We start from the raw sequence: 25,434 nt of genomic DNA, 5'->3' as shown, positions 1-25,434 counted from the left end.
TCATTCCGGGATGGCCCGAAGGGCCAGGCCCGGAATCCATTACCCCGGCTGGTGGTTATGGATTCCGGGCTCGCGCCAAGAGGCGCGCCCCGGAATGACAGGAGATTGCAGGCCGCTGGCCGATCAGGCCCGCTGCCGCTCGTTGCGGATGGAGAGGAGTTCCACGGGGCGGTCGGGAATGACGATCCGGAAGGTGGCGCCGATGGTGCCTTCGACCAGATGGATGTCGCCGCCATGGGCCCGGACGAGCTCGGCTGCGATGGCAAGGCCGAGCCCGCTGCCGCCGGGGCGGCCGGAGGTCTGGAACGCCTCGAACAGATGCTCCCGGGTCTTCTGAGGCACGCCCGGGCCGGTATCGGAGACTTCCAGGATGGCGACCCCGCCTTCGCGTTTTCCGGTGATCCGGATCTGTTGCGGGCCGCCGTCGCCGGAGGCATGGCTCTCCAGCGCCTGGGCGGCGTTGCGCACGAGGTTGAGCAGCACGCGGAACAGCTGGTCTGGATCGGCGTCGACCGCGAGCCCGCGCTCGATCGCGGCGACCCAGGCAATCGAGACGTCATTGGCAAGACCGGCGGTCTCGCGCACCTCCAGCACGACCGGCTCGATCAGCATCATGCGCCGGTCGGGCGCGGCCTCCTGGGCGCGACCATAGGACAGCGTCGACTGGCAGAAGGCGATGGCGCGTTCGAGCGAGCGCACCAGCTTTGGCGCGAAACGCTGCACCCGCGGATCGGGCACGCTGGCGAGTTGGTCCGACAGGAGCTGCGCCGAGGCCAGCAGATTGCGCAGATCGTGGTTGATCTTGGAGACGGCGAGGCCGAGGGCTGCGAGCCGGCTCTTCTGATGCAGCATCGACATCAGGTCGCGCTGCATGTCCGACAATTCGCGTTCGGCGACGCCGATTTCGTCGCTGCGCTGGCTCGGCACGATGATCCGCGCCGAGCTTTCGGGATTTTCGTGGAAGCCGACCAGGCTCGCCGTCAGCCGCCGCATCGGCCGCACGAACAGATAATGGAGCGCGAGATAGACGAGGCCGGCGGTCAAAATGCCGATGATCAGCGCGACCACCACGACGTTGCGGGAGAAGCGATACATCGACTGCCGCAGCGGCAGGTCGTCGGTCACGATTTCGATGAACTGGGCGTTGCCGACGCCGGGGCCGACGATGCGGATCGGCTGGTTGCCGGTCTCCAGCATCATCTGGAACGAGCCGGTGATGGCCTGCCACACCGTCATGTCGCGCAGATCGATGTCATGCTCGATCGTGGCGGGGAGATTGTCGCTGGCGAGCAGGCGGCGCTGCTGGCCCATCTTGATCGCGACCGCGCGCGCATTGATGCTTTTGAGGATTTCCCGCGACAGCGAATCCGGCACCATGCCGAGCGGCGCCGCATCGAGCACCAGCGCCGCCGTGTTGGCCGCGGCGACGCGGTCGTTGAGCCGGTTGACCCAGAAGTTCGCGATCGCGGGCACGTAGAGCAGGACGGCCGCGATCATCACCAGTGGGACGGTCAACAGCAACAGCTTGCCGGACAGGCCGAGGCCACCCGGTCCGCGGGATCGCGTCACCGGCTGGTCCAATGGCCCATCCGGATCCTGATCGGTCACGCGATCCGGATCCTGGGTCGGCTGCTGGAGGTCTGTCGCTACCACGAAAATCGCCCCTGCTGGCCTTCTGATAGAGCTCGACTGCTGGAGGATGCGACCCGACCCTGGGGGTGGTCAAATTACGGATCGCTAATCTGCCAAGGTGGGATGTAGGCGCTGATACCGCCATCCGCCACCTCAAGGGTTAAAAACCCCAAGGAAACAGTGATATTCACCGGAACTGCGCGGTCCTGTGGCGTTGACGAAAACAAGTCGCTCGCTTATAAGCCGCGCAAATTGTCCGCGATGACCCGGTGCGACACCGGGAGCGGCTCTTCTGGGGCCGGAAAGGACCCATTTGGGGCCGCATCTTCCGGACTTTACCATCAATTCTACAGGCAAATTGCCCGGTCAGCGGAGAAAAACCCGTGAAGCGGACTTATCAACCCAGCAAACTGGTGCGCAAGCGCCGCCACGGCTTCCGGGCCCGTCTCGCGACCGCCGGCGGTCGCAAGGTTCTGGCTGCCCGCCGCGCCCGCGGCCGCAAGCGTCTGAGCGCCTGAGCCGGACCCCCTTTTTGGGATTTCATTATGGATCGGCTGAGGCAGCGAGCGGATTTCCTCGCCGTTGCCAATGGCGCGCGGGTGAATAGTCCCGCGTTCGTCCTGCAAAGCCGCATCCGCGACGACGCTGGCCCGATCCGGATCGGCTTCACCGTTACCAAAAAGAACGGCAACGCCCCCGAGCGCAATCGCATCCGGCGCCGGCTTCGCGAACTGGTGAAGCGGCTCGATCCGGTTTCGATGCAACCCCATCATGATTATGTGCTGGTCGGCCGCAGGGACGCGCTCTCGCGCGACTTCACGACCATGCTCGACGATCTGCGCATAGCGTTCACGAAGCCCGCGCGGCATACGGCCAAAGGACCTAACAAGGGACGCGGGCCGAGGCCCGGCCCAGCCGCCAGCCGCAAACCGGATTGATGACGAGATCAAAGTGATGACCGACAATCGCAATACCATCCTCGCCGTCATTCTCTCCGGCCTGGTGCTGATCGCCTGGCAGTACTTCTACAATGTGCCGGCGATGGAGAAGCAGCGCGCCCAGCAGCAGGCCCAGGCCGAGCTGCAAAAGGCCAATCCGCAGCCGACCGCATCCGCCACGCCGGGTGCCACCCCGCAGGCCGGCACGACGCCCACCACCGCGCCGGGCGCCAACCAGCAGGTCCAGCCGACCGTCAGCCGCGACACCGCGATTGCCGCAAGCCCCCGCGTGAAGATCGATACGCCGCGCCTCGCCGGCAGCATCTCGCTCAAGGGCGGCCGCATCGACGACCTCGCGCTGCTGCAGTTCCGCGAGACGGTCGACCCGAAATCGCCGCCGATCATTCTCTATTCGCCCTCGGGCACCGCAGAGCCCTATTACGCCGAGTTCGGCTGGGTGGCCGCGACGGGCGTGACCGCGAAGATGCCCGATGCCCAGACCGTCTGGCAGCAGGAGGGCAGCGGCAGCCTGACGCCGACCTCTCCGGCGGTGCTGAAATGGGACAATGGCGAAGGCCTCACCTTCCGCCGCACCATCTCGGTCGACGACCACTATCTCTTCACCATCAAGGACGACGTGAGCAATGTCGGCAACGCGCCGGTCACGCTCTACCCGTTCGCGCTGATCTCGCGCCACGGCACGCCGCAGGTGTCGGGCTATTACATCCTGCATGAAGGCCTGATCGGCTATCTCGATGGCCTGCAGGAATATGCCTACAAGAAGATCGACGAAGCCAAGTCGGTCAACTTCAAGGCCACCAATGGCTGGCTCGGCATGACCGATAAGTACTGGGCTTCGGCGCTGCTGCCCGACACCAGTGCCCAGCTTCAGGCGAAGTTCTCCTCGAACCTCGTCGGCAACGTCCATACCTACCAGACCGACTATCTGCTCGATCCCGTCACCGTCGCGATCGGCGGCACGGCGACCGCAAACGCGCGGCTGTTCGCCGGTGCCAAGGAAGCCGGCGTCGTCGGCGTGTTCCCGTTCGCAGGCCTCGGCGGCTACAACAAGGCGCTCGGGCTGAACCATTTCGATCTGTTGATCGACTGGGGCTGGTTCTACTTCATCACCAAGCCGATGTTCCTCGGTCTCGACTTCTTCTACCGCTTCTTCGGCAATTTCGGCATCTCGATCCTGCTCGTGACCGTGATCGTGAAGCTGTTGTTCTTCCCGCTGGCGAACAAGTCCTACGCCTCGATGGCGAAGATGAAGTCGGTCCAGCCGCAGCTTCAGGCGCTGAAAGAGCGCTATCCCGACGACAAGGTGAAGCAGCAGCAGGAGATGATGGAGATCTACCGCAAGGAGAAGATCAATCCGGTCGCCGGCTGTCTTCCCGTGGTGATCCAGATCCCGGTGTTCTTCTCGCTCTACAAGGTGCTGTTCGTCACCATCGAAATGCGGCACGCGCCGTTCTTCGGCTGGATCAAGGACCTCTCAGCGCCCGATCCCACCAATCTGTTCACGCTGTTCGGCCTGATCCCGTTCGATCCGACCACGCTTCCGCTGTTCGGCCATTACCTCGCGCTCGGCATCTGGCCGATCATCATGGGCATCACGATGTGGTTCCAGATGAAGCTGAACCCGACGCCGCCGGATCCGACGCAGCAGATCATCTTCAACTGGATGCCGCTGATCTTCACCTTCATGCTGGCGGGCTTCCCGGCGGGCCTCGTGATCTACTGGGCCTGGAACAACACGCTCTCGGTGCTCCAGCAGAGCTTCATCATGCGTCGCAACGGCGTGAAGGTGGAGCTGTTGGACAACATTCGAAACGTGTTCAAAAAAAAAGTGACGACTGAGGCGACGTAGCCGTCCGACACTGCCAGGCAAACTGCCTCCACAGCGTCATGCCCGGGCTTGTCCCGGGCATCCACGTTTAGGAGGGGGATAATTTTTAGATGACCGATAAGTCAGACGACAAGCTGATCGAAACCGGGCGGAAGCTGTTCGCCCGCGACTGGCAGTTCATCTGGGCTTCGCCCTCGATCCAGACGCTGCCGCCGATGGCGGGGCTGGAGATCGCTTTTGCCGGGCGCTCCAATGTCGGCAAATCGAGCCTGATCAACGCGCTTACGGGGCGCAACGCGCTGGCGCGCACCTCGCATACGCCGGGCCGCACCCAGGAGTTGATCTTCTTCGAGGTCCCCGGGAAAACCGACCTGCGTCTCGTCGACATGCCCGGCTATGGCTATGCCAAGGCGCCGAAGAGCCAGGTCGCGTCATGGACCGAGCTGATCCACACATTCCTGCTCGGGCGTGCCTCGCTCGCACGCGTCTACGTGCTGATCGACGCGCGGCATGGGCTGAAGGACGTCGATCTCGAGGTGCTCAAGACGCTCGACCGCTCCGCCGTCAGCTACCAGATCGTGCTGACCAAGGCTGACCAGGTGAAGGCCTCCGAGCTGCAATCGCGCATCGCCGAGACCGAGGCGGCGCTGGCCAAGCATCCCGCGGCGTTCCCGAACGTGCTCGCGACCTCGTCGCGCTCATCGACCGGCATGGCCGAACTGCGCGCCGCCATGGCCAAGCTGCTGGAGGAGCGGACCAAGTGATGGCTCGCCTCCTGATCGCGCTAGCCGGCTTGATGGGCGCCGCCGGCGTGGCGCTGGCCGCTGCCTCCGCCCATGGCGCCGACGCCAGCCGGCTTGCCTCCGCCAGCGCCATGCTGCTGTTTCATGCAACTGCCATATTGGCCGCTGTCGCCCTGCTCGCGCGCGGCCTTCTGCACGGCGGAATTGGCCTGATCGCCGCGATCGGCTTCGTGACCGGCGCGGCGCTGTTCGCGGGCGACCTGACCTTGCGGCAATATGCCGGGCACTCACTGTTTCCGATGGCTGCGCCGACCGGCGGAACGCTGATGATTGCGAGCTGGCTGGCGGTGACGCTGGCGGCGGTGATTTCCAGCAAATAGTGCCTGCTTCTTCCTTCTCCCCTTGCGGGAGAAGGTGGCGTAGGCGGCCTTCGGCCGCCGTCTCCTCAAGAACGCCGATGCTTCGCATCGGCTATGGCGCCGGATGAGGGGTCTCTCTCCACAGGCGCGCTCGCGGAGAGAACCCCTCACCCGCCTCGCTTCGCGAGGCACCCTCTCCCGCAAGGGGAGAGGGTAACAACACCACACTTTGCGCCTCGCCCGCCAATCAGATAGAACGCTGGCCGCGTTAGTCCCGCCAGCGAGATCCGCCTCATGACCGAAATCTCCCCGCTCGACCAGGCCCGCATCCTGTCCGAAGCGCTGCCGCACATGCAGCAGTACGACGAAGAAACCATCGTCATCAAATATGGCGGCCATGCCATGGGCGACGAGGAGACCGCGAAGAATTTCGCCCGCGACATCGTGCTGCTCGAGCAGACCGCGATCAATCCGGTGGTGGTGCATGGCGGCGGGCCGCAGATCGCGACCATGCTCAAGCGCCTGGGCATCGTCTCTGAATTCGCCGCGGGCCTGCGCATCACCGATGCCGCGACCATCGAGATCGTCGAGATGGTGCTCGCCGGCTCTGTCAACAAGCAGATCGTCGGCTACATCAACGAAGCCGGCGGCAAGGCCGTGGGCCTCTCGGGCAAGGACGGCAACATGGTGAAGGCGTCGAAGACGACGCGCACCATCATCGATCCGGACTCGCATATCGAGAAGGCGGTCGATCTCGGCTTCGTCGGCGACCCCGAAAAGGTCGACCTCACGCTGCTCAACCAGCTGATCGGCTACGAGCTGATCCCGGTGCTGGCACCGCTCGCAACCTCGAAGGACGGCCAGACGCTCAACGTCAACGCCGACACCTTTGCGGGCGCCGTTGCCGGTGCGCTGAAGGCCAAGCGTCTCCTGCTGCTCACCGACGTGCCGGGCGTGCTCGACAAGTCGAAGAAGCTGATCCCGCAATTGTCAGTGAAAGACGCGCGAAAACTGATCGCCGACGGCACCATTTCCGGCGGCATGATCCCGAAGGTCGAGACCTGCATCTATGCGCTGGAGCAGGGTGTCGAGGGCGTCGTCATCATCGACGGCAAGATGCAGCACGCCGTGCTGCTCGAGCTCTTCACCAACACGGGCACGGGAACGCTGATCCACAAGTGAGCGACGCAAAAACGAGAGACATCGTCATGGCCGGGCTTGTCCCGGCCATCCACGATCTTTCGTCTGGACCCAAGAACGTGGATGCCCGGGACAAGCCCGGGCATGACGAGGTGAGAGTTCAGAGGCATCGCCGCTCGCCTCTGACGCGTTTGCTGATGACGCTGCCGGCGGCGGCCGTCTCGTTCTTCTTCTCCTCCGCGCCGGCCTTCGCCGATCTCAAGATCTGCAACCGCATGTCCTATGTCGTCGAGGCCGCGATCGGCATCGACGACAAGGCGGCGACTGCGACGCGCGGCTGGTTCAGGATCGATCCCGCCACCTGTCGCGTTGTGGTTCAGGGCACGCTGACCGCCGACCGCATCCTGCTCAATGCGCGGGCGCTCGGCGTCTATGGCGCCTCCCCGATCCCGCAGAACGGCAGCGACATGCTGTGCGTGGCGCAGGACAATTTCATCATCGCGGCCGCGCGGCAGTGCCGCACCGGACAGACCCAGGCCGCCTTCACCCAGATCACACCGACGCAGGGCGACGACGGCAATTTCGTCGCCTATCTCGCCGAGGATTCCGAATATGACGACGAGCAGGCGCGGCTCGCCGGCATCCAGCGGCTTTTGGTGATCGCGGGCTATGACATCGGCGCGATCGACGGCGTCGACGGACCGAAGACGCAGGCCGCGCTCGCTGCGTTCCTGAAGAGCCGCGGCCTGTCCACCGACGTGGTCTCATCGCCCAACTTGTTCAAGACCATGGTCGATGCGGCGCAGGCGCCGTCCCCGAGCGGTCTGACCTGGTGCAACGACACGCCGCACAAGGTGATGGCGGCGGTCGCGACCGACGACGGCAAGTCGGTGACGAGCCGCGGCTGGTACCGCATCGATCCAAAGACCTGCCTGCACCCTGATGTGACCGGGCAGCCGAAGCAGATCTACAGCTTCGCGGAAGCGGTTGATGCCGACAACCGCGCCATCAAGTTGAACGACAAGCCGCTGAACTGGGGCGGCGACAAGCAGATCTGCACCCGCGAGACCAAGTTCGAGACCAACGAGCAGACCGATTGTGGCGCGCGCGGATTTGCGGCGACCGGTTTTGGAGCGGTGGATATGAGCAGTGGCGGCAAGACGCTGCGGTTTGCGGTGCCGTGAGGTGATGATGGCTACTCTTGCTCATCCGTCGTCCTGGCGAAAGCCAGGACCCATTACCCCAGGATTGGGTTTGGCGAAGAACGATGACCGGAGTGCCCCATTGATGGGCTGCGGAGTATGGGTCCTGGCTTTCGCCAGGACGACAATTGAAGGCGGAGCTGCTACTTCGGCCCACAGAAGAGATTGAGATGACCCAACCCCGCACCTTCGCCCACGTCGACACCTGGGTGTTCGACCTCGACAACACGCTCTATCCGCATCACGTCAATCTGTGGCAGCAGGTCGATGCGCGGATCGGGGAGTTCGTGTGCAACTGGCTGCAGGTCGGCCCGGAAGAAGCGCGCAAGATCCAGAAGGACTATTACCAGCGCTTCGGCACCACCATGCGCGGCATGATGACCCTGCATGGCGTACGCGCCGACGACTACCTCGCTTACGTGCACAAGATCGACCATTCGCCGCTGGAGCCGAACCCGGCGCTCGGCGAGGCCATCGCAAAATTGCCGGGACGAAAGCTGATCCTGACCAACGGCTCGGTCGATCATGTCGATGCGGTGCTGGCGCGGCTCGGCCTCGGCTCGCATTTCGACGGCGTGTTCGACATCATCGCCGCCGAGTTCGAACCCAAGCCGGCGGCGCAGACCTATCAGAAATTTCTCGGCCTTCATGCCGTCGACCCGGCCAAGGCCGCCATGTTCGAAGACCTCGCCCGCAACCTCACCGTCCCGCATCAGCTCGGCATGACCACCGTGCTGGTGGTGCCTGACGGGACCAAGGAAGTGGTGCGCGAGGACTGGGAACTGGAGGGCCGCGACGCCGCCCATGTCGACCACGTCACGGATGATCTGGCGGGGTTTTTGGCCGGGCTCAGCATGCTCTCTCCATGTCGTCCCGGCGAAGGCCGGGACCCATAACCACGAAATGTGGTTTTAGGCGAAGCGGTAACTCCGAGTCCTCGCCAAACTCCTCCCTGTGGGTATGGGTCCCGGCCTTCGCCGGGACGACACCGGAGCCTTGACTCCGTCCCCTCAAATCCCGAAAAAGCGCCCAATCCCTCAAAATCCCCGATCCAAAGAGGAAATCCCGATGTCCCTGTCCGCCCTGGAATCCACCATCCACAGTGCCTTTGATGCACGCGACGGCATCTCGACCTCGACCAAGGGCGAAGTGCGCGAGGCCGTGAACCAGTCGCTGGAGATTCTCGACAAGGGCGAGGCGCGCGTTGCCGAGCGCGGGGCCGACGGCAAGTGGAAGGTCAATCAGTGGCTGAAGAAGGCCGTGCTGCTCTCCTTCCGCCTCAACGACATGGACGTCATTCCCGGCGGCCCGGGCCAGGCGAACTGGTGGGACAAGGTGCCCTCGAAGTTCGAAGGCTGGGGCCCGAACCGTTTTCGCGACGCCGGTTTTCGCGCGGTGCCCGGCGCCGTCGTGCGCCGCTCGGCCTTCATTGCCAAGAACGTCGTGCTGATGCCGTCCTTCGTCAATCTCGGCGCCTACGTCGATGAGAGCACCATGGTCGACACCTGGGCCACCGTCGGCTCCTGTGCGCAGATCGGCAAGCGCGTGCACATCTCCGGCGGCGCCGGCATCGGCGGCGTGCTCGAGCCGCTGCAGGCCGAGCCCGTGATCATCGAGGACGACTGCTTCATCGGCGCCCGCAGTGAGGTCGCCGAGGGCGTCATCGTGCGCAAGGGCGCGGTGCTGGCGATGGGCGTGTTTTTGGGTGCCTCGACCAAGGTCGTCGACCGCGAGACCGGCGAGGTCTTCATGGGCGAAGTTCCGGAATATTCGGTGGTGGTGCCCGGCGCACTGCCCGGCAAGCCCATGAAGAACGGCCAGATCGGCCCGAGCACGGCCTGCGCCGTGATCGTCAAGCGCGTCGACGAGCGCACGCGGTCGAAGACCAGCATCAACGAGCTGCTGCGGGATTAATCGCAGCGCGCCCTGCCTCTGCATGGTCGTCCCGGCGAAAGCCGGGACCCATAACCACAGGCAGTTATTTGGTGAAGACTGGTCGCTCGGTACTGCTATCGTTCACAATCGGTAGACCTTGCGGTATGGGTCCCGGCCTTCGCCGGGACGACACCGGGGGACGATCGAACCCACCCCTCCCCCATCGCGACCAATCTCCGGGCGCCTCTCCGGCCCGGAGCCTTTGCGATGAACTGGCGCTGGTATCTTTTTCGCTTCGACGGCCGCGTCAACCGTGCCCTGCTGTGGCAGGCGCTGCTGATCGTGGCCTTGCTGGCGGGCTTGCTGGAGATCGTCGGTCAAGTCATGCGGGCCGTCGAAGGCGGCACGACCCTCGCCCTCAAGCTCGGCTTCGACATCGATCTTGATTTCGCCCTCGACGACGTCTTCAAGGCTGTCGATCCCCGGACCTACCGTTCGCTGGCCTCAACGGATCGCGCGACACTGATCCTCAAGGCGCTGGGCACGTCGCTGTTCTTCTGGATCTTCCTCGCGACCGCCATCAAGCGACTGCACGACCGTGACAGGAGCGGATGGTGGATCATTCCCTTCGTATTCGTCCCGAGACTGTTCTTCCATTTCTCAGGCTTGCTTCCTGCCTCGCGCTGGTTCGTTCCGTTCGACTGGGCGATCTACGCGCTGTGGCTGTGGGGGCTCGTCGAATTGTTCATCGTGCCCGGCACCTCGGGCCACAACCGGTTCGGCCCCGACCCGCTCGCCGAGATCGAGGCCCCTTCCCCACCCGCAGCCTCCCCTGCGAAAAGCTGGGACCAGAGCCGCGAGCTCGAATTCGTGCCGCCGAGCGCTAGCCCACCCGGCGGCATGCATGTTAAGCGGGGCTCATGACCGATGCTCTTTCGATTGCCCGCGACCTCATCCGCTGCCCCTCGGTAACGCCGGCCGACGCCGGCGCGCTTGGCGTGCTTGAACAAGCGCTCAACGCAGCCGGCTTCACCTGCCACCGCGTGACCTTCAGCGAACCCGGCACCGCCGACGTCGACAATCTCTATGCGCGGATCGGCACTGAAGGGCCGCACATCACCTTCGCCGGCCATACCGACGTGGTGCCGCCCGGCGACGAGAGCGCCTGGAGCGTCGGTGCCTTTTCCGGCGAGGTGAAGGACGGTTTCCTACACGGCCGCGGCGCAGTCGACATGAAGGGCGGCATCGCCTGCTCGGTCGCCGCGGTGCTGGAGCATCTCGCCGCCAACGACGGCAAGCCGCGCACCGACGGGAAAGGTTCGATCTCGTTCCTGATCACCGGTGACGAGGAAGACGTCTCCATCAACGGCACCATCAAGCTGTTGAAGTGGGCCGCAGAGCGCGGCGAGAAGTTCGACCATTGCGTGCTCGGCGAGCCCTCGAATGTCGAGGCGCTCGGCGACACCATCAAGGTCGGCCGCCGCGGCTCGCAGTCGGGGACCCTTTATGTTGACGGCGTGCAGGGCCATGTCGCCTACCCGCATCGTGCGGCCAATCCGGTGCCGGATATTTCGCGACTGATCGTGGCGATCTCCGACGAGCCGCTCGACAATGGCAGCGCCCAGTTCCAGGCCTCCAATCTCGAATTCACCTCGGTGGACGTCGGCAACAAGGCGAACAACGTCATCCCCGGCGAGGCCCGCGCTAAATTCAACATCCGCTACAACGACAACCACACGCAGGCGAGCCTGCGCGAGCTGGTGGAGACGCGCCTGACCAAGGCGTGCGGCAACCGCATCAAGGCCCGCATCGTCTGGGAGCCTTCGAACTCCAACGTGTTCGTGACCAAGCCCGGCCCATTCACCGATCTCGCCGTGTCCGCGATCGAAGAGATCACGGGCCGCAAGCCGGAACTGTCGACGAGCGGCGGCACCTCGGATGCACGCTTCATCTCGAGCTATTGCCCCGTGATCGAGTTCGGCCTGGTCGGCCAGACCATGCACCAGGTCAACGAACGCGTGCCGGTGGTTGACCTGGAGAAGCTGACCAAGGTCTATCGCGGGATTTTGACGCGGTATTTTGGGTAGGCGCGTCGCCTCCACAAACACGGCTGTCATCGCCCGACTTGATCGGGCGATCCAGTATTCCAGAGATAGCAGTGATTGAGCCGGGAGGCCGCGGCGTACTGGATGCCCCGGTCAGGCCGGGGCATGACAGCGGCGGGGGTGGCGAGAGGGCGCGCGATCTCTACGGCTCACATCCCTCAATAATCCACCTTCATCAGATACAGCCCCTCCGGCGGCGCGACGATGCCGCAGGCGGCGCGGTTGCGGGCCTCCAGCGCTGCGGAGAGATCGTCCGCGGTCCAGCGGCCTTCGCCGACCCAGACCAGCGATCCCACCATCGAGCGCACCTGGCTGTGCAGGAACGAGCGCGCCGAGGTGACGATGACGATCTCGCGCCCATCGCGCAGCACGTCGAGCTGGTCGAGCGTCTTCTCCGGCGATTTGGCCTGGCACTCGGTGTCGCGAAACGTGGTGAAATCGTGCTTGCCGAGCAGGCGCTGCGCGGCCGCATGCATCGCATCCGCATCGAGCCGGCGCGGCACGCGCCAGGCATGGCCGACGTCGAGCGCGAGATTGGCGCGGGTGTTGACGACGCGGTAGCGGTAGTGCCGCTTCACGGCCGAGAAGCGCGCCTCGAACGTATCAGACACAATGTCGGCTTCGAGCACGGCGATCGGATGCGGGCGCAGATGCGCGTTGAGGCCATCGCGAAAGCGGCCCGGCGGAAACTGCTTCTCGATGTCGACATGCGCGACCTGGCCGCGCGCATGCACGCCGGCATCGGTGCGGCCCGCGCCATGGACCCGCAGGTCCGCGCCCGTCATCGCCTTCACCGCCGCTTCGAGCGCACCCTGCACCGAGGGCAGCGTCTCCTGCACCTGCCAGCCGAAAAACGGCGCGCCGTCGTATTCGATGGTGAGCTTGTAGCGGGGCATCAGGCCAGCCGCATCGGCGGCTTCACAGGCACGCCGCGCAGGAAGTCCGCGGCCTGCATCCGGCCCTTGCCCTCGCGCTGCAGCTCGATAATGCGGATCGCGCCTTCGCCGCAGGCAATCGTGAGCTGCTCGTCCAGCACCGCACCCGGCTCGCCCGAGCCTTTCGCCAGTTCGCAGCGCAAGATTTTGACACGCGCATTCTCAAGCTCGGCCCAGGCGCCGGGAAACGGCGACAGGCCGTGGATGTGGCGCAGCACCGCGCGCGCAGGCTTGCTCCAGTCGATCCGCGCCTCGGCCTTGTCGATCTTGGCGGCGTAGGTGACGCCGTCCTCGCTCTGCTTCTTGAGCTGGAGCCCGCCGCGATCGAGCGCGGCCATCGCGCGCACCATCAGATCGGCACCAAGCCGGGACAGGCGATCGTGCAGATCGATCGCGGTCATGCTGTCGGTAATGGCGAGACGCTCGGCCATGGCGACGTCGCCGGTGTCGAGGCCGACATCCATCTTCATCACCATCACGCCGCTCTCGGCGTCGCCCGCCATGATCGCGCGGTTGATGGGCGCGGCACCGCGCCAGCGCGGCAAGAGCGAAGCATGCAGATTGTAGCAGCCGAGCTTTGGCGCATCGAGGATCGCCTGCGGCAGGATCATGCCGTAGGCGACGACGACGGCGGCATCGGCATCAAAGGCGCTGAACTCGTCGAGCGCTTCCTGTGTCTTCAACGTCTTCGGCGTCAGCACGGGCACGCCGAGCTTTCGTGCGGCTTCCTCGACCGGAGTGGGCTGCATCTGCAGCCCGCGCCGCCCGCCCGGCTTCGGCGCGCGGGTATAGACGGCCACGATCTCGTGGCCATGCGCAACGAGCTCGAGCAGCGTCGGCACGGAGAAATCGGGCGTGCCCATGAAGATCAGGCGGAGGGGCATGACAAGGACTCGGTACGTTCCCTCCCCCCCTTGTGGGGGAGGGCTAGGGAGAGGGGTGCCACACGACGTGCTCTCTCGGTTTGAGCGCGGGCACTTTGCTTACGCTCCGCAAATCAAGAGCGCCTTTTGCTGGGCTACCCCTCTCCCCCACCCTCCCCCACAAGGGGGGAGGGAGCGCAGGGGAGTGTGGGGTAACACCAAAACTTACTCCGCGCGCTTGGCGGCTTTCTCGAACTTCTTGAGCACGCGGTCGCGCTTGAGCTTTGAGAGATAGTCGACGAACAGCACGCCGTTGAGATGGTCGATCTCGTGCTGGATGCAGGTGGCGTAGAGGCCTTCGGCGTCCTCTTCGTGCAGCTTGCCGTCGAGGTCGGTAAAGCGCACGCGCACCTTCGCCGGCCGTTCGACCTCCTCGTAATATTCGGGGATCGACAGACAGCCTTCCTCGTAGACCGACATATCCTCGGACGACGCGATGATCTCCGGATTGATGAAGACGCGCGGCTCCGGCTTGGTCTCGCCGTCCGGGTCGGGCTTGGCGAGGTCCATGGTGATCAGCCGCAGCGGCTGTGCGATCTGGATCGCCGCCAGGCCAATGCCGGGCGCGTCGTACATCGTCTCGAACATGTCGTCGGCAAGCTTGCGGATCTCCGGCGTGACCTTCTCGATCGGCTTGGAGACCAGACGCAGCTGCTTGTCGGGCAGGATGATGATTTCTCTGAGGGCCATGGCGGGCGATTTAAGCTGCGCGCGACAAGCGGTCAATGCGGCCGGGAACGCGTTAACGGTCCGCTAACCATAAAACTTCAGCTTTTGTTAACCATAAAAATCAGGGATCGGTTAACCACAAATGTTCGCTATTCGTTCGTGCACCCCGGCGAATCGGTTAGAAAGGCTGGCATGAACGAGATCATTTTCATGCTGGGCGACTGGCCGGTGCGCACCATTGATGCGCTGATCGGCTTCGGCGCCCTGGTCCTCATCCTGCTGATTGTCATTGCCATCGTGATCGCGCGCTCCGGACGGCGCGGCGCGGAACTCGCCATGGCCCATGCCATCCGTGCCGACGAGCTGGAGGAGCGCCTCAGTCAGGTCCTGCACGCCCAGAGCGAGGCCGCCGGCCGGGCCGACGCCATGACCCAGGCGCTGGCCGGCCGCCAGGCCGAGATGGCGCGGGCGGTCAACGAGCGGCTGGATTCGGTCACCCATCGGGTCGGCCAGTCCATGGAACATTCGACCCGCAACACCATGGAGAGCCTGCGCGCGCTGCACGAACGGCTCGGCATCATCGACAACGCGCACAAGAACCTCACCGACCTCACCACGCAGGTGACGACGTTGCGCGACGTGCTCGCCAACAAGCAGTCGCGCGGCGCGTTCGGGCAGGCTCGGATGGAGGCGATCGTCCAGGACGGCCTGCCGAAGGGGGCCTACGAATTCCAGTTCACGCTCTCGACCGGCAAGCGGCCCGATTGCGTCGTGTTCCTGCCCGACCAGCGGCCGCTCTGCATCGACGCGAAGTTTCCGCTGGAGGCGATGACCGCGCTGCACGATGCCCGCACCGACGAGGAGCGGCGAATGGCCACGCAGAGGCTGCGCGGCGACGTGATGAAGCATGTCAGCGACATCGCCGAAAAATACCTCGTCACCGGCGAGACCCAGGAGATGGCGCTGATGTTCGTGCCGTCGGAATCGGTCTACGCCGAGATCCACGACGGTTTCGACGACGTGATCCAGAAGGCCTATCGCGCCAAGGTCGTGCTGGTGTCGCCCTCGCTCTTGATGCTCGCGATCCAGGTGATGCAGCAGATCATGAAGGACGCGCGCATGCGCGATGCCGCCGACCAGATCCAGACCGAGGTGATCAAGCTCGGCGACGATCTGGGTCGTCTCAGGGATCGCGTGCTGAAATTGCAGAAGCATTTTGCCGACGCCAACGAGGACGTCCGCCAGATCCTGATCTCCGCCGACAAGATCGAAAAGCGCGCAGGCCGGATTGAGGAGCTCGATTTCAGCAAGACCGACGCGCCGGAAGGCCCGCGGCTGGTATCGACCGGCGCGCCGGAGCTGTTTCCAAGGAAGCTCCAGGCTGGGGAGTGATTCTGGGCCGTCATGGCCGGACTTGTCCCGGCCATGACGGCTTTTGTGGCCGAGGCATCGCCCCCAGAATCTGCTAACACCGTCCCATGACCGCACCCGACGCGACCTCGCCCGCCGCTGCATCCGCCCCTGCGACCTCCTGGCGCGACAGTCTGGCCGTTTACCTGCAACCGCGGGTGCTGATCGTGCTGTTCCTCGGCTTTTCGTCCGGGCTGCCGCTGGCGCTGTCGGGATCGACGCTCCTGGTGTGGATGCGCGAGGCAGGCGTCGATCTCAAGACCATCGGGCTGTTTGCGCTGGTCGGCACGCCCTACACGCTGAAATTCCTGTGGGCGCCGCTGGTGGACGCGCTGCATGTCCCGCTGTTCACGCAAGCCTTCGGGCGGCGGCGCGGCTGGCTGGTGTTTTCGCAGATACTGCTGATCATTTCGATCCTGCTGCTCGCGATGACCGATCCGGCACGTTCGCCGTTCTACGTCGCGCTCGGCGCCCTGCTGGTGGCGACGACGTCCTCGACGCAGGACATCGTGGTCGATGCCTTCCGCGTCGAGAGCCTGCCCGAGAGCGAGCAGGCCGCGGGCATGGCGGCCTATGTCGCGGCCTATCGCATCGGCATGCTGGTCTCGACCGCGGGTGCGCTGTTCATCGTCTCCGGCTTCGAGAGCACCGGCATCACGCGCACCTCGGCCTGGATGTGGGGCTATGTGGTCATGGCGGCGATGGTGCTGATCGGGACGATCACGGCATTGGTCGCGACCGAGCCCGAGCAATCGATGCGCGCGGAAGCTGCGACGCACGAAGAGACCGCGTTCACGCGCGTGCTCCACGCGGCAATCGGCGCCTTCTCGGAATTCCTGTCGCGCAAGGACGCGATCGCGGCGCTCGCCTTCGTCGTGCTGTTCAAGTTCACCGACGCGTTCTCCGGCACGATGACCGCGCCGTTCGTGATCGACCTCGGCTTCACCCGCAACGACTATGCGGCGATCGTGAAGGGCGTTGGCCTCGCTGCGACGCTGATCGGCGGCTTCGCCGGTGGTTTTGTCGCGCGGCGTTATTCGCTCGCGACCTCGCTCTGGATCGGCGGCGTGGTGCAGGCGCTGGCGAACCTCACCTTCTCCTGGCTCGCGATTGTCGGCACCAATCAGTGGGCACTGGCGCTCGCCATCTGCGCAGAGAATTTCACCAGCGCGATCGGCACCGTGATCTTCGTCGCCTATCTCTCGGCGCTGTGCCAGAACCCGCTGCACACGGCGACGCAATATGCGCTGCTCACCGCGCTTGCCGCGGTGGGGCGGACCTATCTGTCGTCAGGGGCGGGCTTCGTGGCGGCTGCGACCGGCTGGCCGCTGTTCTTCGTGATCTGCGTGCTGGTGGCGATCCCGAGCCTGGTGCTGCTCGTCTGGCTGCAGAAGCGCGGGCATTTTGAGGCGCTGGGGCCGGTGCGGATTTGACGGTCCCGTAGGGTGGGCAAAGCGAAGCGTGCCCACGGCATCCAAATCGTGGGCACGGCGCTTTGCGCCTTTGCCCACCTTACGGCACCTCGATTGCCGCTTCCTACTTCTTCACCAAGCTCCACTTCGTCACCACGGCCTCGCTCATCTGGCCGGGATCGCTGGCGCAGGCGATTTCGTCGACCTTGACCGAAATCTCCTTGCCGACGAACGATTTCAACTGCGTGGCCTGCGCGTCGTTGGAGGTGACGAGCTGGAAGGTTTCGGGTCCGGTTTCGAGATCGCACAGCCCGTTCGGCGCGGGCAGGCGGCGCGGCTCGGAGGTGATCTGGTACATCGCAACCCGCTTGCCGGCGTTCTTGGTGTCGCGAATCTTCATGGCGTTGAGTTCGCCCGAGAGCACCTCGCCGGCGCTGATCAGCTTGCCGGGCTTCGAGGGCGGCGGCGCCCCATCGTCCTCCTGCGGCGCGGCGATGGCCGGTGTCACCAGCAGCAGCATCGTCGCGACCAAAGCCGATCGTGTGGCGAAAAGTTTCGTCATGTCGTCCGTTCCGTCAAGTCTGGATGGAAATTCTCGTTTTGACGCGTTTTCTTCACGCGAACCGGTATCCACTTCGCTCGAAAACGCTCTAGAACAGGGTCCGCTGCCGCATGGCGGCCGATAGCGTGCCCTCATCGAGATAATCAAGCTCGCCACCGACCGGCACACCGTGCGCTAACCGGGTTACTTTTACGTTGGCGTCCTGAAGCAGGTCGGTGATGTAATGTGCGGTGGTCTGTCCGTCGACTGTCGCATTCAGCGCAAGAATGATCTCGTGCACCTCGGCCGCGTGGGCACGCGCGACCAGCGCATCGATGGTGAGGTCCTGCGGGCCGACGCCATCGAGCGGCGACAGGGTCGCGCCCAGCACGTGGTAGCGCCCCTGGGTCGCATTGGCCCGCTCCAGCGCCCAGAGATCGGCGACGTCGGCGACGACGACGATGATGGCGGGATCACGCTTCGGATCGGTGCAGACCGTGCAGGGATTCTGCGTGTCGATATTGCCGCAGGTCTTGCAGACCTGAACCTTGTCGAGCGCAACCTGCAGGGCTGACGACAGCGGCATCATCAGCGCTTCGCGCTTCTTGATCAGATGCAGCGCGGCGCGCCGCGCGGAGCGCGGGCCCAGACCCGGCAGCCGCGCGAGAAGCTGGACCAGCCGCTCGATTTCGGGACCTGCAACCGCGCCCATGTTACTGGCCGAACAGCCCCGGCGGCAGGCCGAGCCCGCCGGTGAGCGACTGCATCTTCTCCTGCATCGCGGTCTCCGCCTTGCGGCGGGCATCGCCGAGCGCGGTGACGAGCAGGTCTTCCAGCACCTCGCGCTCCTCGGCCTTCATCAGCGAGGGGTCGATCTTGATGCCCTTGACGTCCATCTTCGCGGTCATGCGCACGGCGACGAGGCCGCCGCCGGAGATGCCCTCGACCTCTACGTTGGCGAGTTGCTCCTGCATCTCCTGCATCTTGGATTGCAGCTGCGCTGCCTGCTTCATCATGCCGAGGAAATCAGCCATGGGTTTTCGTCCTTGGAAAAAATGGTTCTAGAGATCGTCGTCGGCGTCGGAACCGTCGGGCGGATCGTCAGAGCCATAGTCGGCGTTAATATTGGATTCCGGCGTCTCGGGGGCAAGCCTGCGGACCTCGACGACCTTCGCACCGGGGAAGCGCGACAGCACCTCCTGCACGCGCGGATCGGCCTCGGCGTTGCGTGCATGTTCCTGCTTGGCGGCCTGGCTCACCGAGCGCAGCGTCGCCTGGCCCTGCTCGTTGGACACGATGATGGTCCAGCGCCGCCCGGTCCACTGCTCGAACTTGCGCGCGAGCTCGGAGATCATCGTTTTCGACGCGTTCGGCTCGAGCGCGACCTCCAGCCGGCCCTCCTCGAAACGAACGAGGCGCATGTCGCCTTCGAGCGCGCCCTTGGTCATGAGGTCCCGCTTCTGCCCGGCAAGCGCGACGAGCTGGGTAAAGCTGGTGATGCGCAGCTGGGGTGCGGCCGCCTGCGGGTCCGGCGCGGGGGCCGCCATCTGCGGCCGGGCACCGCCGCCGAACGCAGTCGGCGACGAGGTCGGCATGCGAACCGGCGCAGCAGAGGTAACGGACGCCGCGGAGGCCATCGGGGCCGCCGGCGCGCCGCTGCGCGCAGCACCGCCGCCGCCCACGACCGGCGAACCGCCGCCGTTCTGCTCCAGCATCCTGATCGCCTCATCCGGCGTCGGCAGGTCGGCGACATAGGCGATGCGCACCAGCACCATCTCGGCGGCCGCAGCCGGCCGCGTCGCGGCCTGCACCTCGGTGATGCCCTTGAGCAGCATCTGCCACATCCGCGACAGCACGCGCATCGAGATCTTCGAGGCGAAATCCTTCGCGCGCACGCGCTCGGTCTCGCCATAGGCGACGTTGTCGGCGGTCGCCGGCACGATCTTCACGCGGGTGACGAAATTGACAAACTCGGCGAGGTCCGAGAGCACGACGATCGGGTCGGCACCGACATCGTACTGGTCGCGGAACTCCTTGAAGGCGCTCGCGATGTCACCACGCGCCAGCGAATCGAAGAGGTCGATGACGCGGGTGCGGTCGGCAAGGCCCAGCATCTGCCTGACCGCATCGGCCTTCACCTGGCCCGCCGCATGCGCGATGGCCTGGTCGAGCAGCGACAGCGAATCGCGCACCGAGCCTTCCGCGGCGCGCGCGATGATGCCGAGCGCCTCGGGCTCGATCTCGACGCTTTCCTTCGCGGCGATGTTGGCGAGATGCTTCATCAGCACATCGGCCTCGACGCGGCGAAGATCAAAACGCTGGCAGCGCGACAGCACCGTGACCGGAACCTTGCGGATCTCGGTCGTGGCGAACACGAACTTGGCGTGCTCCGGCGGTTCCTCCAGCGTCTTCAGGAAGGCGTTGAACGCCGCCGTCGACAGCATGTGGACTTCGTCGATGATGTAGACCTTGTAGCGGGCGCTGGCCGGCGCGTAGCGCACGCTGTCATTGATCTGGCGGACGTCGTCGACGCCGGTATGCGAGGCCGCGTCCATCTCCAGCACGTCCATGTGCCGGCTTTCCATGATCGCCTGGCAATGCACGCCGAGCGTCGGCATGTGGATGGTCGGGCCCTTCACCGAGCCGTCCGGCATCTCGTAGTTGAGCGCACGGGCCAGAATACGCGCAGTGGTGGTCTTGCCGACACCGCGGACGCCGGTGAGGATCCAGGCCTGCGGAATGCGCCCGGTCTCGAACGCATTGGAGACGGTGCGGACCACGGCCTCCTGGCCGATCAGATCGTCGAAAGAAGAGGGACGGTATTTGCGCGCCAGCACCCGGTACGGTGCGTTGCCGGCCTGGCCGGCGCTGTCGGGATTTGGAGGGTCGCCAGCGTCGGTCATCGGTCAATCCGCAATGGAATGTCTCTCGGCTGGCTTTTGCGGACAGGAGCGCGCTGGCGGGAAGCCCGCCGGCGCAATTCGCTCGAAAAAACAGGTAGGAGACTGACGAGCGACCCGATCCGGACCTCGTTAGGGCTGCTTCCTTCCGGACCTGACCCGGTTGGCGAGTGGCTCGTCCACCGCCAATCTCCCGGTCCCTATTTGGGGCCAAAAGGTCGGGAAAGCAAGCGGGTATCACTTTGACCAGCTTGATCTTGCCCAGCATCCGGGCAATTCCTGACCTGCCCAGCCGATAGGCTGTGCTTTCACAGCCTCCGTCGCCTTGGTAAGAACGCGTGGCGGAACTCCACCTAACCAGAAAAGCGATTGATCCCAATGGTTACACGTCGTGATGTTGCATCGATTGTCGGACTTGGTGCCCTTGGCGCGGCGACCGCGAGCGCGCTGGCGTCTCCGGCCGTGGCCCAGGCGGCCGATCCCAACGAATCGACCTTTGCCCGCATCCGCCGCACCAAGAAGATGCGGATCGGCGCGGTCGGCGGCGGCGCGCCCTATTACATGAAGGACCTCGCCAGCGGCCAGTGGAAGGGCTTTTACGTCGACATCGCCAAGGCGCTTGCCGACGACATGGAAGCCGAGCTCGAGATCACCGAAACCACCTGGGGCAATTCGGTGCTCGATCTGCAGTCCAACAAGATCGACATCTTCTTCGGCCTCAACCCGACCCCGAAGCGCGCGCTGGTGGTCGATTTCTCGGTGCCGGTCTTCAACAACGCCTTCGGCATCCTCTGCAAGAAGGACTTCAAGCCGAAGAGCTGGGCCGAGTTGAACTCGCCCGACGTCAAGATCGCGGTCGACCAGGGCTCCTCGCACGACCAGGTCGTCAGCCGCCTGACGCCGAAGGCGCAGATCTCGCGGCTGAAGACCGCCGACGACGCCACCGCCGCGCTGCAGACCGGCCGCGTCGATGCGCAGTGCCTGATCACCATGCTGTCGCTGACGGTGCTGAAGAAGAACCCCTCGCTCGGCCAGTTCGTGCTGCCGACGCCGATCTTCGCCACGACGTCGAATGCCGGCTTCCGCCGCGAGAACGACAAGACCTTCCGCGACTACGTCAACACCTGGATCGACTTCAACAAGGGCCTCGGCTTCATCCGCAACGCGATCATCACCAACATGGAGCTGGTGGGCGTGACCGAAGCGGACATTCCGCCGGGCGTTTCGCTGTAAGGCATGATGAGCTTGGGTCGAGCTCTGTCGGCGCGCTCCGCTTCTCTCCCTCTCCCGCTTGCGGGAGAGGGTCGGGGTGAGGGTGCCTCCGCTGGCAAGACTCCCCCAGAGGAAAGAGCCCTCACCCGCATCGCATCTTCGATGCGACGCGACCTCTCCCGCAAGCGGGAGAGGTGAAGCAAGAAAGCACGCATGTATCAGTGGGACTTCGGCATCCTCTGGAGCTATCGCTGGCTCTTTCTCAACGGGCTTGGCGTCACCGTCGGCTTCACGGTGGTCATCGTGCTGCTCGGCCTTGTGTTCGGCCTGTTCGGGGCGTTCGGCAGCCTGTCGCGGTTCAAGGCGGTGCGCCTGGTCGCCCTCACCTTCATCGAAGCGTTTCGCTGCACGCCGATCCTGGTGCAGTTGATCTGGTTCTACTACGCGCTGCCGATCCTCGCAGGTGTCGAGATGACGCCGATCACGGCCTCGGCGCTGGCGCTCTCGCTCTATGGCGGCTCGTTCTATTCGGAGATCATCCGCGGCGGCATTATCTCGATCGACAAGGGCCAGTCGGAAGCCGGCGCCGCGCTCGGCATGACGCCGGGGCAGAGCATGCGGCGCATCGTCCTGCCGCAGGCGATCAAGCGCATGATCCCCGCGCTGATGAACCAATCGATCATCCAGTTCAAGAACACCTCGCTGGTCTCGGTGCTCGCGGTGCCTGACCTCGTCTATCAGAGTCAGGTCGCGGCGCATGACAGCTACCGGCCGCTGGAAACCTACACCGCGGTTGCGATCGCCTATGCCGCGATCCTGATCCCGCTCACCATCATCGTCCGCCGCGGCGAGAAGCGACTGGCGGTCAGCGAATGAGCGACACCTCAAAAATCGAGATCCGTGGCCTGCGCAAGAGCTTTGGCAGCAACGAGGTCCTGAAGAACATCAATCTCGACGTCGCCAAGGGCGGTGTCGTGGCGCTGATCGGGCCATCCGGCTCGGGAAAATCGACGCTGCTCCGCTGCATCAATCTCCTGGTCGTGCCCGACGGCGGCAGCGTCCGCGTCGGCGACACGCGCTTTGCGTTCGGTGACGGCTCAAAGCTTCCCGACGTGAAGACACTGGCAAAATTCCGCGCCACCACCGGCATGGTGTTTCAGCACTTCAACCTGTTCCCGCATATGACGACGCTCCAGAACGTGATGGAGGGACCGGTCACGGTGCGGCGCATGGCCAAGGCCGACGCCGAGAAGCTCGCGCGGGCGCAGCTCGCCAAGGTCGGGCTTGCCGAGAAGGCCGACCAATATCCGGCGACGCTCTCCGGCGGCCAGAAGCAGCGCGTCGCGATCGCACGCGCGCTCGCGATGGAGCCGGATGTGATGCTGTTCGACGAGGCAACGTCGGCGCTCGATCCGGAGCTCGTCGGCGAGGTGCTGAACGTGATCCAGCAGCTGGCCTCCGAAGGCATGACCATGGTGATCGTGACCCACGAGATCGCCTTTGCCCGCGAAGTCGCCGACCGCCTGATCTTCATGCGCGACGGTGTCGTGGTCGAGGAAGGCCCGGCGCGGCAGGTGATCGACAATCCGCAGGAAGCCGCGACGCGCGCCTTCCTGAGCCATTTCCACCGCACCGGCGCGCTGCCGCCGGCCACCACAGCATCCTGATGCCTGATATTGACCGCGCCTATCTCGTCACCGGGGCCGCCAGCGGCATCGGTCGCGCCACGGCAAAATTGCTCGCGGCGCCGGGCGTCGCACTTCTGCTGCACACGCGCTCGAACGCGGAAGGTCTCGACGCCACGGCGGCGGAGGCGCAAGCGAACGGCGCTGTAGTCGCAAAATGTCTCGGCGATCTCGCCGAGGAAGCGGCTGTCACCGACGCGCTCGGCGCCACGCAACGCGCCTTTGGCCGGCTGGACGGATTGATCCTGGTCGGCGGCCACGCCCGCCGCGGCAGCGCGATCGGTACGCCGACGGATCAGTTTCGGCAAGCGATGGACGAGTCCGCATTGGCCTTCACGCGGATGGTCGATGCCGCGCTGCCACTGTTGCGCGCCGGGAATGATCCACGCATCGTTGCAGTGTCGTCGTTCGTCGCGCACGCGATCCGGCCCGAGTTCGCGCCCTTCGCGGCCACCGCTGCGAGCCGCTCCGCGCTGGAAGCACTCGTGCGCCTGACCGCCGTTGAGCTCGCCAGGGATGGCATCACCGTCAACGCAGTCGCGCCGGGCCTCATCGTCAAGGACAAGCCGAGCGAAAGCAGGCTGTCGCCCGAGCAGATCGCAGCGACCGAGGCGCTGATTCCGGTGCGTCGCCGCGGGCGGCCGGAGGAAGTCGCCGAGATCATCGCCTTCCTGGCGTCCCCGAAAGCATCCTACGTCACCGGCCAGGTCTGGCACGTCAATGGAGGCCTGACATGACCGAAGCAACCGTCGAACGTCTCCGCCTGTTCCTGATCGAGAGCCCGATCAAGATGGCGCGCCTGCAGGGCGTCGGCAACGTCAAGGGCACGGTGAAGCGCGTGCTGATCGAGCTCACCTCGAGCGACGGCGTGGTCGGCTGGGGTGAGGCGGCGCCGTGGGAGGTGTTCACGGGAACGCCGGAAGCGGCATTCGCCGCGCTCAATATCTATCTGCGGCCGATCCTGCTCGGCAAACCTGTGCGCCGCATCCGCGCGCTGATGACAGAGCTCGACCGCGCACTGGTCGGCCACGCAGAAGCAAAAGTCGCGATCGAGATGGCATTACTCGATATTGTCGGCAAATCCTCGGGCTTGTCGGTCGCCGATCTCCTCGGCGGCCGCGTGCGCGACACCATTCCGTTGTCGTTCTCGATCGCGGATCCGGATTTCGCCGCCGATCTGGAACGCATGCGCAAGATGGTTCCGGACGGGAACGTCATCTACAAGGTCAAGACCGGCGTAAAGCCACATCGCGAGGACCTCGATCATCTCGCGGCGATCCGCAAGGAGTTTGGCGACAAGGTCGACCTTCGCGTCGACTACAACCAGGCGCTGGCGCCGTTCGGCGCCATCAAGATCCTGCGTGACGTCGAGGAATTCTCGCCGACCTTCATCGAGCAGCCGGTGCCGCGCAAATTTCTCGACGTGATGGCGCAGCTCACCGCGGCACTGGAAACACCGGTGCTCGCCGACGAAAGCTGTTTCGACCGCCGCGACATGATGGAGGTGGTGCGCCGCGAGGCGGCCGATGCCGTCTCGATCAAGCTGATGAAGGCCGGCGGCCTGTTCGAGGCGCAGGCGATCATGGCGATCGCAGACATCGCCGGCCTGCCCGGCTATGGCGGCACACTATGGGAGGGCGGTATCGGTCTTGCCGCCGGCACGCAGCTGATCGCGGCGACACCGGGTATCTCGCTCGGCTGCGAGTTCTACATGCCGCATCATGTGCTGACCGAGGACGTGCTCGAGGAGCGCGTCGCCAACCGCGCAGGTCACGTTGTCGTGCCCGATGGCCCCGGCCTTGGCATCCGTGTCAGCGAAGCTTCGATCCGCGCCAATGCGCGGGTGCTGGCGGAGGCGTAAGACGGCGCCACAACCTCGCGTCGTCCCGGGCAAGCGTCAGCGC

Annotated in this window: 26 protein-coding genes and 1 other RNA gene; 18 read left to right on the top strand and 9 right to left on the bottom strand. The window is 65.0% G+C overall.

Annotated elements, in window-relative coordinates; translation table 11 throughout:
• Window positions 1–123: 123 nt before the first annotated feature.
• Window positions 124–1,653, bottom strand: coding sequence for a HAMP domain-containing sensor histidine kinase (locus QA645_RS05675; protein WP_254128041.1), 1,530 nt, complete (start codon window positions 1,651–1,653; stop codon window positions 124–126).
• A 362-nt stretch (window positions 1,654–2,015) separates the two neighbouring features.
• Here QA645_RS05675 and rpmH point away from each other — a divergent pair, with 362 nt between their 5' ends.
• From rpmH to dapE, 11 genes are all read left to right on the top strand, one after another.
• Entirely contained in the window at window positions 2,016–2,150 is a 135-nt protein-coding gene (rpmH, locus tag QA645_RS05670) for a 50S ribosomal protein L34 (protein WP_008542748.1), read from the top strand.
• 27 nt (window positions 2,151–2,177) lie between these two features.
• A complete protein-coding gene (rnpA, locus tag QA645_RS05665; RefSeq protein ID WP_283048787.1) occupies window positions 2,178–2,570 on the top strand; it encodes a ribonuclease P protein component in 393 nt (130 codons plus the stop codon).
• Between the two features lie 16 nt (window positions 2,571–2,586).
• The gene (gene yidC, locus QA645_RS05660) at window positions 2,587–4,440 is read left to right on the top strand and encodes a membrane protein insertase YidC (protein ID WP_254128039.1); all 1,854 of its coding nucleotides are present in this window, start codon (window positions 2,587–2,589) and stop codon (window positions 4,438–4,440) included.
• 89 nt (window positions 4,441–4,529) lie between these two features.
• Window positions 4,530–5,183, top strand: coding sequence for a ribosome biogenesis GTP-binding protein YihA/YsxC (yihA, locus tag QA645_RS05655; RefSeq protein ID WP_254128038.1), 654 nt, complete (start codon window positions 4,530–4,532; stop codon window positions 5,181–5,183).
• Window positions 5,183–5,542, top strand: coding sequence for a DUF423 domain-containing protein (locus QA645_RS05650; RefSeq protein ID WP_283053093.1), 360 nt, complete (start codon window positions 5,183–5,185; stop codon window positions 5,540–5,542). The genes yihA and QA645_RS05650 overlap by 1 nt, the downstream gene beginning before the upstream one ends.
• Window positions 5,543–5,815: 273 nt before the next feature.
• Window positions 5,816–6,703 carry an acetylglutamate kinase gene (argB, locus tag QA645_RS05645; RefSeq protein WP_254128037.1) on the top strand — a complete coding sequence of 296 codons (888 nt, stop codon included), beginning with the start codon at window positions 5,816–5,818 and terminating at the stop codon, window positions 6,701–6,703.
• Between the two features lie 155 nt (window positions 6,704–6,858).
• Window positions 6,859–7,845, top strand: a complete 987-nt coding sequence (locus QA645_RS05640) for a DUF1036 domain-containing protein (RefSeq protein WP_283048783.1) — start codon at window positions 6,859–6,861, stop codon at window positions 7,843–7,845.
• A 188-nt stretch (window positions 7,846–8,033) separates the two neighbouring features.
• Entirely contained in the window at window positions 8,034–8,759 is a 726-nt protein-coding gene (locus QA645_RS05635) for a pyrimidine 5'-nucleotidase (RefSeq protein WP_283048781.1), read from the top strand.
• A gap of 172 nt (window positions 8,760–8,931) precedes the next feature.
• Window positions 8,932–9,777 carry a 2,3,4,5-tetrahydropyridine-2,6-dicarboxylate N-succinyltransferase gene (gene dapD, locus QA645_RS05630; RefSeq protein ID WP_283048780.1) on the top strand — a complete coding sequence of 282 codons (846 nt, stop codon included), beginning with the start codon at window positions 8,932–8,934 and terminating at the stop codon, window positions 9,775–9,777.
• A gap of 228 nt (window positions 9,778–10,005) precedes the next feature.
• Window positions 10,006–10,662: a DUF805 domain-containing protein gene (locus QA645_RS05625; RefSeq protein WP_283048778.1), complete on the top strand. Its 657-nt coding sequence runs from the start codon at window positions 10,006–10,008 to the stop codon at window positions 10,660–10,662.
• On the top strand, window positions 10,659–11,825 hold the full coding sequence (dapE, locus tag QA645_RS05620; protein ID WP_283048776.1) for a succinyl-diaminopimelate desuccinylase: 1,167 nt from the start codon (window positions 10,659–10,661) through the stop codon (window positions 11,823–11,825). Before QA645_RS05625 ends, dapE begins: the two co-directional genes overlap by 4 nt.
• Window positions 11,826–12,001: 176 nt before the next feature.
• Here dapE and truA read toward each other — a convergent pair whose 3' ends face one another.
• The 3 genes from truA to def all read right to left on the bottom strand — a co-directional run bounded on the left by truA (window position 12,002) and on the right by def (window position 14,391).
• Window positions 12,002–12,739 (bottom strand): tRNA pseudouridine(38-40) synthase TruA, encoded by a 738-nt coding sequence (truA, locus tag QA645_RS05615; protein ID WP_283048774.1) that lies wholly within the window; start codon window positions 12,737–12,739, stop codon window positions 12,002–12,004.
• Window positions 12,739–13,662: a methionyl-tRNA formyltransferase gene (fmt, locus tag QA645_RS05610; protein ID WP_283048772.1), complete on the bottom strand. Its 924-nt coding sequence runs from the start codon at window positions 13,660–13,662 to the stop codon at window positions 12,739–12,741. Before fmt ends, truA begins: the two co-directional genes overlap by 1 nt.
• Before the next feature lie 204 nt (window positions 13,663–13,866).
• Complete coding sequence (gene def / locus QA645_RS05605; protein ID WP_254191544.1) at window positions 13,867–14,391, bottom strand: peptide deformylase; 525 nt, start codon at window positions 14,389–14,391, stop codon at window positions 13,867–13,869.
• 171 nt (window positions 14,392–14,562) lie between these two features.
• Here def and rmuC point away from each other — a divergent pair, with 171 nt between their 5' ends.
• Both rmuC and QA645_RS05595 read left to right on the top strand, forming a co-directional pair.
• Entirely contained in the window at window positions 14,563–15,762 is a 1,200-nt protein-coding gene (gene rmuC / locus QA645_RS05600; protein ID WP_283048770.1) for a DNA recombination protein RmuC, read from the top strand.
• An 86-nt stretch (window positions 15,763–15,848) separates the two neighbouring features.
• A complete protein-coding gene (locus QA645_RS05595) occupies window positions 15,849–17,213 on the top strand; it encodes an MFS transporter (protein ID WP_283048769.1) in 1,365 nt (454 codons plus the stop codon).
• A gap of 103 nt (window positions 17,214–17,316) precedes the next feature.
• On the opposite strand, the gene QA645_RS05590 is transcribed toward QA645_RS05595, so the two are convergent.
• The 5 genes from QA645_RS05590 to ffs form a co-directional block, all read right to left on the bottom strand.
• Window positions 17,317–17,754, bottom strand: a complete 438-nt coding sequence (locus QA645_RS05590; RefSeq protein ID WP_283048767.1) for a hypothetical protein — start codon at window positions 17,752–17,754, stop codon at window positions 17,317–17,319.
• An 88-nt stretch (window positions 17,755–17,842) separates the two neighbouring features.
• Complete coding sequence (recR, locus tag QA645_RS05585) at window positions 17,843–18,445, bottom strand: recombination mediator RecR (RefSeq protein WP_027561562.1); 603 nt, start codon at window positions 18,443–18,445, stop codon at window positions 17,843–17,845.
• A gap of 1 nt (window position 18,446) precedes the next feature.
• Window positions 18,447–18,767: a YbaB/EbfC family nucleoid-associated protein gene (locus tag QA645_RS05580; protein WP_212303945.1), complete on the bottom strand. Its 321-nt coding sequence runs from the start codon at window positions 18,765–18,767 to the stop codon at window positions 18,447–18,449.
• A 27-nt stretch (window positions 18,768–18,794) separates the two neighbouring features.
• On the bottom strand, window positions 18,795–20,636 hold the full coding sequence (locus QA645_RS05575; RefSeq protein WP_283048756.1) for a DNA polymerase III subunit gamma/tau: 1,842 nt from the start codon (window positions 20,634–20,636) through the stop codon (window positions 18,795–18,797).
• 94 nt (window positions 20,637–20,730) lie between these two features.
• Window positions 20,731–20,827, bottom strand: an RNA gene (ffs, locus tag QA645_RS05570) — signal recognition particle sRNA small type.
• Between the two features lie 184 nt (window positions 20,828–21,011).
• Here ffs and QA645_RS05565 point away from each other — a divergent pair.
• The 5 genes from QA645_RS05565 to QA645_RS05545 all read left to right on the top strand — a co-directional run bounded on the left by QA645_RS05565 (window position 21,012) and on the right by QA645_RS05545 (window position 25,391).
• Entirely contained in the window at window positions 21,012–21,866 is an 855-nt protein-coding gene (locus tag QA645_RS05565; protein WP_283048754.1) for a transporter substrate-binding domain-containing protein, read from the top strand.
• A 192-nt stretch (window positions 21,867–22,058) separates the two neighbouring features.
• Complete coding sequence (locus QA645_RS05560; protein WP_283048752.1) at window positions 22,059–22,721, top strand: amino acid ABC transporter permease; 663 nt, start codon at window positions 22,059–22,061, stop codon at window positions 22,719–22,721.
• A complete protein-coding gene (locus QA645_RS05555) occupies window positions 22,718–23,512 on the top strand; it encodes an amino acid ABC transporter ATP-binding protein (protein WP_254128024.1) in 795 nt (264 codons plus the stop codon). Before QA645_RS05560 ends, QA645_RS05555 begins: the two co-directional genes overlap by 4 nt.
• Window positions 23,512–24,267, top strand: a complete 756-nt coding sequence (locus QA645_RS05550) for an SDR family oxidoreductase (RefSeq protein ID WP_283048750.1) — start codon at window positions 23,512–23,514, stop codon at window positions 24,265–24,267. The genes QA645_RS05555 and QA645_RS05550 overlap by 1 nt, the downstream gene beginning before the upstream one ends.
• The gene (locus QA645_RS05545; protein ID WP_283048748.1) at window positions 24,264–25,391 is read left to right on the top strand and encodes a muconate cycloisomerase family protein; all 1,128 of its coding nucleotides are present in this window, start codon (window positions 24,264–24,266) and stop codon (window positions 25,389–25,391) included. The genes QA645_RS05550 and QA645_RS05545 overlap by 4 nt, the downstream gene beginning before the upstream one ends.
• The last annotated feature ends 43 nt before the right edge of the window (window positions 25,392–25,434 follow it).

Source organism: Bradyrhizobium sp. CIAT3101 (assembly GCF_029714945.1).
GTDB lineage: Bacteria > Pseudomonadota > Alphaproteobacteria > Rhizobiales > Xanthobacteraceae > Bradyrhizobium.
This window is presented reverse-complemented; position numbering and strand designations above follow the sequence as displayed.